At 44.1% G+C, this 5,842-nt stretch carries 5 protein-coding genes; all 5 read right to left on the bottom strand.

Features of this window, described 5'->3' with window-relative positions:
- Window positions 1–276: 276 nt before the first annotated feature.
- The 5 genes from pgl to tal all read right to left on the bottom strand — a co-directional run bounded on the left by pgl (window position 277) and on the right by tal (window position 5,790).
- A complete protein-coding gene (pgl, locus tag VF500_RS22830) occupies window positions 277–1,008 on the bottom strand; it encodes a 6-phosphogluconolactonase (protein ID WP_330861888.1) in 732 nt (243 codons plus the stop codon).
- A 7-nt stretch (window positions 1,009–1,015) separates the two neighbouring features.
- Window positions 1,016–2,530: a glucose-6-phosphate dehydrogenase gene (gene zwf / locus VF500_RS22825; RefSeq protein ID WP_330861887.1), complete on the bottom strand. Its 1,515-nt coding sequence runs from the start codon at window positions 2,528–2,530 to the stop codon at window positions 1,016–1,018.
- A gap of 26 nt (window positions 2,531–2,556) precedes the next feature.
- The gene (gndA, locus tag VF500_RS22820) at window positions 2,557–3,981 is read right to left on the bottom strand and encodes an NADP-dependent phosphogluconate dehydrogenase (RefSeq protein WP_330861886.1); all 1,425 of its coding nucleotides are present in this window, start codon (window positions 3,979–3,981) and stop codon (window positions 2,557–2,559) included.
- Window positions 3,978–4,601: an HAD-IA family hydrolase gene (locus tag VF500_RS22815; protein ID WP_330861885.1), complete on the bottom strand. Its 624-nt coding sequence runs from the start codon at window positions 4,599–4,601 to the stop codon at window positions 3,978–3,980. Before VF500_RS22815 ends, gndA begins: the two co-directional genes overlap by 4 nt.
- A gap of 100 nt (window positions 4,602–4,701) precedes the next feature.
- Window positions 4,702–5,790, bottom strand: coding sequence for a transaldolase (gene tal, locus VF500_RS22810; protein ID WP_330861884.1), 1,089 nt, complete (start codon window positions 5,788–5,790; stop codon window positions 4,702–4,704).
- Window positions 5,791–5,842 lie beyond the last annotated feature (52 nt).

Here is a 5,842-nt window from a genome sequence, read left to right as displayed (position 1 = left end):
AGCGGGCTCTTAAAGGCCCCAAGGGTTATACGGGGTGTGTAATTTGCCCTGTTTATTCCGCTAATATCTTACTTCTCATCGCAGAGCACGTCATCTCATTTTTTTTCAGGAGAATCCTGATGGTTACTCGCAATGACATGGGTTTTTATACCAACATTTCTCTCTTGTGCTCGTTGCAAACGAGCGCACGTTAATCATTGCTACGCCTGCGGGCTACTAAACAAAAAGGGCTTAAGCATAATGCCCAAGCCCTTTTGTTATCGAAAATATTGGATCTTATTCTTTATTCTCCAGCGCTTCTGCAGCTGGTTCATCTAAAAACCACTCCACCTCTCCGGATATCGAATCAATGAGTTGAGCCGGGTAAAGCTCAATGTCCTCATCATCCTCAAGGATGTGTTTTACTGCTTCGGCCTTTCCTGCTCCGTAAACTAAAAACGCGATTTGTGCGGCGTCATTAATAAGCGGTGCGTTAAGGGTAATGCGCCATACCTGCTGATCTTCCAGCCATACTTCTTTTACACCGGGTACACGGTCATGCAGCACCGGAGTATAAGGGAACAGGGAAGCTGTATGCGAGTTATCGCCCAGGCCTAACAATACCAGGTCAAAGCTTGCTTCGCCATCGTCAAAAAATGCTGAGATGATCTCCCAGTACTTAGCAGCAGCTTCGGCTGGCTCAAATGAGGTATCAACCGCAAATACATTGCCCGGGTTTATCAACAAAGGCTCAAACAGCGCTTTTTTAGCCATCAGGTAATTGCTGTCCTTATGGTCTTGAGGTACATTGCGCTCATCACCAAAAAAGAAGAAAACCTTTTCCCAGTTCACCTGGTCGGCATAGGTTGTTGAAGCTAACAGCTCATATAATTTTTTAGGTGAGCTGCCGCCCGAAAGGGCAACACTGAACCTGCCGTTTTTGTTAATAGCTTCGGTAGCCAGGGTAACAAAATGATCGGCCAGCCCGGTTAAAACCTCACCTTCTGTGTTATAGATATTCAGTTTCATCAGCATTCTATTTTTTACCGTTTACGGGTAAGGTAAACCAGTTATAGCCATCGCGGGCAATTAAAGCTTCAGCAGCTTCAGGGCCCCATGAATCGGCCGAATAGTTAGGGAAATTCAGGCTCTTTTTGCTTTGCCATGTATTCAGGATAGGCATCACCAATTCCCATGCAGCTTCCACCTGGTCACCACGCATAAACAGGGTTTGATCGCCCATCATGGTATCCAGGATCAATGTTTCGTAAGCTTCAGGAGCCTGGTTGGTATACGTGCCTTTGTAATCAAACACCATATCAACGGCGTTTAATACCATATCGATACCCGGGCGTTTAGCCTGAACCTGCAAACGGATGCTCATCTCTGGCTGAATGCTGATGATCAACCTGTTTTGCTGCCAGCTTTCAGTTGCTTCGGCAGGGAAGATCTGGTGCGGAACGTCCTTAAACTGGATGGTAATAACAGATGACGATTGGTGCAGTCTTTTACCTGTGCGCAGGTAAAAAGGAACACCCTGCCAGCGCCAGTTATCAATGAAAAACTTGATAGCAGCAAAGGTTTCGGTATTTGATTCCGGATTTACCTTTGGCTCTTCGCGATATCCAGGTACTTCTTTACCTTTCATCCATCCGCTGCCGTACTGGCCCCTAACTGTTGAGTTACGTACGTCTTCAGCAGTAAACTTGCGCATGGCTTTCAGCACGTCAACCTTACGGTCACGTACCTCATCGGCACTAAAGCTGATTGGTGGCTCCATGGCAATGTGGCAAAGCAATTGCAGCAGGTGATTCTGGATCATATCTCTCATAGCACCTGAACCATCGTAGTAGTCGCCGCGTTCTTCAACACCTAACTGTTCGGTAACTGAAATTTGCACGTGCTCAATATGATTACGGTTCCACAGCGGCTCCATAATGGAGTTGGCAAAACGGAAAGCCATGATGTTCTGAACCGTTTCTTTACCCAGGTAGTGGTCAATACGATAGATCTGGCACTCGTCGAAAATGCTCTTTAATAAGGCATTCAGGTCTTTTGCTGTTTCCAGGTCATGACCAAATGGTTTCTCGATGATGATCCTTACACGTTTTTTATCATCGGCCAGTTTAGCTTTTGATATGTTTGATGCAATGATCGGGAAGAAATTAGGTGCTACCGCAAGGTAAAATAACACGTTTGCTTTGGCTTTCCACTCGGCATTGTGTTTTTCAATACGTTTGCCAAACTCTTTATAGGTTTCAAAGTCGTTGGCATCCGATACCTGGTAATAGATGTTTTTTACAAACTCGGCCCATTGTTTATCATCGGTTTTTCCGCTGCGCGAAAACTGGTTGATATCTTTATACAGGTTCTCCCTGAATTGCTCGTCAGTAAGCTTGGTACGACCAGTACCAATAATGGAAAATTGTTTAGGCATCCATCCGTCTAAAAACAGATTATACAGGGCCGGCGCAATTTTCCGGGAGTTTAAATCTCCCGTTCCACCAAAAATGATAAATATGGTAGGGTCTGATTTAGCTGTTGTGCTCATTGTTGTGTTTTAATTAATAGCGTTAATTAATCGTTTGCAGGAGCCCATTGTGTATGGAAAGTACCTTCTTTACCAATAAGCTCATAAGTATGCGCACCAAAGTAGTCGCGTTGAGCCTGGGTCAGGTTTGAAGGCATCCTTTCGCTGCGGAAAGCATCGAAGTAGCTTAATGCCGAAGCATAGCCAGGAGCAGCAACACCGGCAGCAATAGTAGCCGATAATACTTTCCTGATGCCTGGTAAAGTTCCGGCAACCAGGGCCTGTACGTCGCTGTCAAGCAACAGGTGAGGTAATTGCTGATCTTTGCTGTAAGCGTTGTAAATGTCATTCAAAAACTCTGAACGGATGATACAGCCACCTCTCCAGATCTTAGCAATTTCGCCTAAGTGAAGATCATATTTGTACTCTTCAGATGCTTTGGTAAGCAGGTGCATACCCTGAGCGTAAGTAACGATGCTGGTAAAATAGAAAGCCTGCTCTAAAGCAACCAATAACTCTTCTTTATCACCTTTCAAATCGATTGGATCATTATAAAGAGTTGAAGCTTTTTCGCGTAATGATTTGTATTTTGAAAGATCGCGCATTGATACTGATGTATCGATGGTTGGGATAGGGGTTACCAGGTCCATAGCCACCTGCGATGTCCATTTACCGGTACCTTTAGCCTTGGCTTCGTCCTTAATATCGTCTAACAATAAATGATCGGTACCCGGGGCTTTGTATTTGAAAATATCTTTGGTGATATCCAACAGGAATGACTGTAAACGGCCTTCGTTCCATTTTGTGAACAAATCGCCTATCTCATCGTTACCTAACTTTAAGCCTTTTTTCAGGATCTCATAAGTTTCGGCAATTACCTGCATGATACCGTACTCGATGCCGTTGTGTACCATTTTAACAAAGTGGCCTGACGCGCCAGGGCCAATGTAAGTAACACAAGGCTCGCCGTTAACTTTAGCAGCAATGGCTTCAAAAATAGGTTTCATTACAGCGTAAGCATCCTTATCGCCACCCGGCATCATACTCGGGCCGCGACGGGCACCCTCTTCACCACCTGAAACACCCATACCGAAGAAATGCAGGCCTTTAGCCTCCAGCTCCTCCACACGGCGGTTGGTATCGGTAAAGTGCGAGTTACCGCCATCAATCAGGATATCGCCTTTTTCCAATAACGGGGTTAATTCCTCAATTACAGCATCAACAATTTTACCGGCAGGCACTAACATCATGATAGCCCTTGGCGTGGTTAAGCTTTGAATAAATTCTTTAACATCGGAAAAGCCTTTAGCTTCCCTGTCACCAGCTTCCTGGTTCAATGAATCTACTTTACCGGTATCTTTATCGTGTCCGGCAACCGCGAAGCCATGATCGGCCATGTTCAGCAGCAGGCTGCGACCCATAACACCCAGGCCTATCATACCAAAGGCGTATTTGTTTTCTGTTGCGCTCATTTTTTGAGGTTTTCTTTTTTAAGAGTTTCTAAAATTTTCTTAGTGCTTTCAAGGCTGGTATGCTGGAACGAGCGGATGCCCAGTTTTTGCGCGGTATCAACAAACATTTTCCTGTCGTCGAAATAAACGCATTGCTGCGGCGATGCCAGGGCTATACCCATAGCTAATTGCCAGATACCGGGATCAGGTTTACGCATTTTCACTTCGCATGATGATACAAATGCATCAAAACACTCATGCAGCTTAAACTTGCGCACCCGGTAATCGTTCAGCTCCTTACCTTCATTATTAAGCGAAATAATACGGAAGCCGCAATCTTTTTTCCACTCCTTCAAAAATTGCAGCATAGGCAATTCAACCGATGTAGAATAGATGAACTCCTTAAAATCTTCGCGTACAAAATCTCTCGGGTGGTTAAATATCACCGTATCAAGGTATTCGTCAAGCGTGATGCTGCCAATTTCATATACGTTGAAAATAAAATTGTGCAGGGCATTAACCTCATCATAGTCAAGGTTAAACCTTTTAGCCGCTTCTTCGCGGGCTTCGTGGCCCCATCCGTTCGACAGCAAAATGCCGCCCACGTCAAAAAAAAGGATCTTCAGATCAGCAACTTCCATAGGTATATTTTTATGATTAGTTGTAAGCCCGGAGCCTTAAGTTCCAAGTAAAAACAAAAATCTCTTACTTAGAACTTAAGACTTCCGACTCAGAACTTAATTACTTGTTTTTTTGTGCTTCGATGGCGTTCAACAGCTTTTCAAACGGCTTGTTGAATTTCTCGATACCTTCATCCTCTAATTGCTGGGTTACGGCAGCAAGGTCGATACCTAATGAAGGAAGTTTAGCTAAGATCTCGGTAGCTTTATCTAAACCGGCTTCTAATGTGTTAGCAGCAACACCGTGATCACGGAAAGCTTCAACAGTTTCCAAAGGAACGGTATCAACAGTATCCGGGCCAATCAGGGCCTCAACGTATTTGGTATCTTTAAATGCAGGGTTTTTGCTGCCGGTACTTGCCCATAGCAAACGCTGTGGCTGTGCGCCCTGATCCGCAAGTTTTTGCCACCTTTCACCGCTGAATACCCTTTTGTAAATTTCGTAAGCTTTTTTAGCTGATGCGATTGCGACCTCACCATACAGCTCTTTTTCGCCTTTTGCTTCAATGATCGGATCCACAACAACATCAATACGGCTCAGGAAGAAGCTGGCTACTGATGCAATGTGGGCAATTTTATGACCTGCAGCTAAATGCTCTTCCAAACCTGCGATGTAGGCTTCAGTTACTTCTTCATAACGCTCTAACCCAAACAACAGGGTTACATTGATGTTGATACCTTTTGCAATTGATTGCTGAATAGCAGCCAAACCTGGTTTAGTACCAGGGATCTTGATCATTACGTTTTCACGGTCAACTTTTTTCCAAAGTTCTTCAGCTTGTTTAGCAGTACCTTCGGTATCTAAAGCCAAAAATGGAGAAACTTCAAGGCTTACGTAACCATCAACTTTGTTTGATTCTTCGTAAACACCTTTAAACAGGTCGGCAGCGGCCTGGATATCTTTAACAGCTATTTCAAAAAACAGCTTTTCGTTGTCGCTTTCAGATTTAAGTGCAGCGATATCAGCATCATAATCAGAACTGCTGCTGATAGCTTTTTCAAAAATTGCAGGGTTTGAAGTAACGCCGCGTACGCCGTCAACGTCAATTAATTGTTTAAGTTTTCCTGAAGAAATGATCTCACGGTCAATAAAATCAAGCCAGATACTCTGACCAAAACCATGTATCTGCGCTACGTTATTAGTTGCCATAATAGGGTTTGTTTTTTTGTTTGTTAATTATTTTGTTAAAAGCGCGATGAAG

This window comes from Mucilaginibacter sp., assembly GCF_036383575.1.
Classification (GTDB): Bacteria; Bacteroidota; Bacteroidia; order Sphingobacteriales; family Sphingobacteriaceae; genus Mucilaginibacter.
This window is presented reverse-complemented; position numbering and strand designations above follow the sequence as displayed.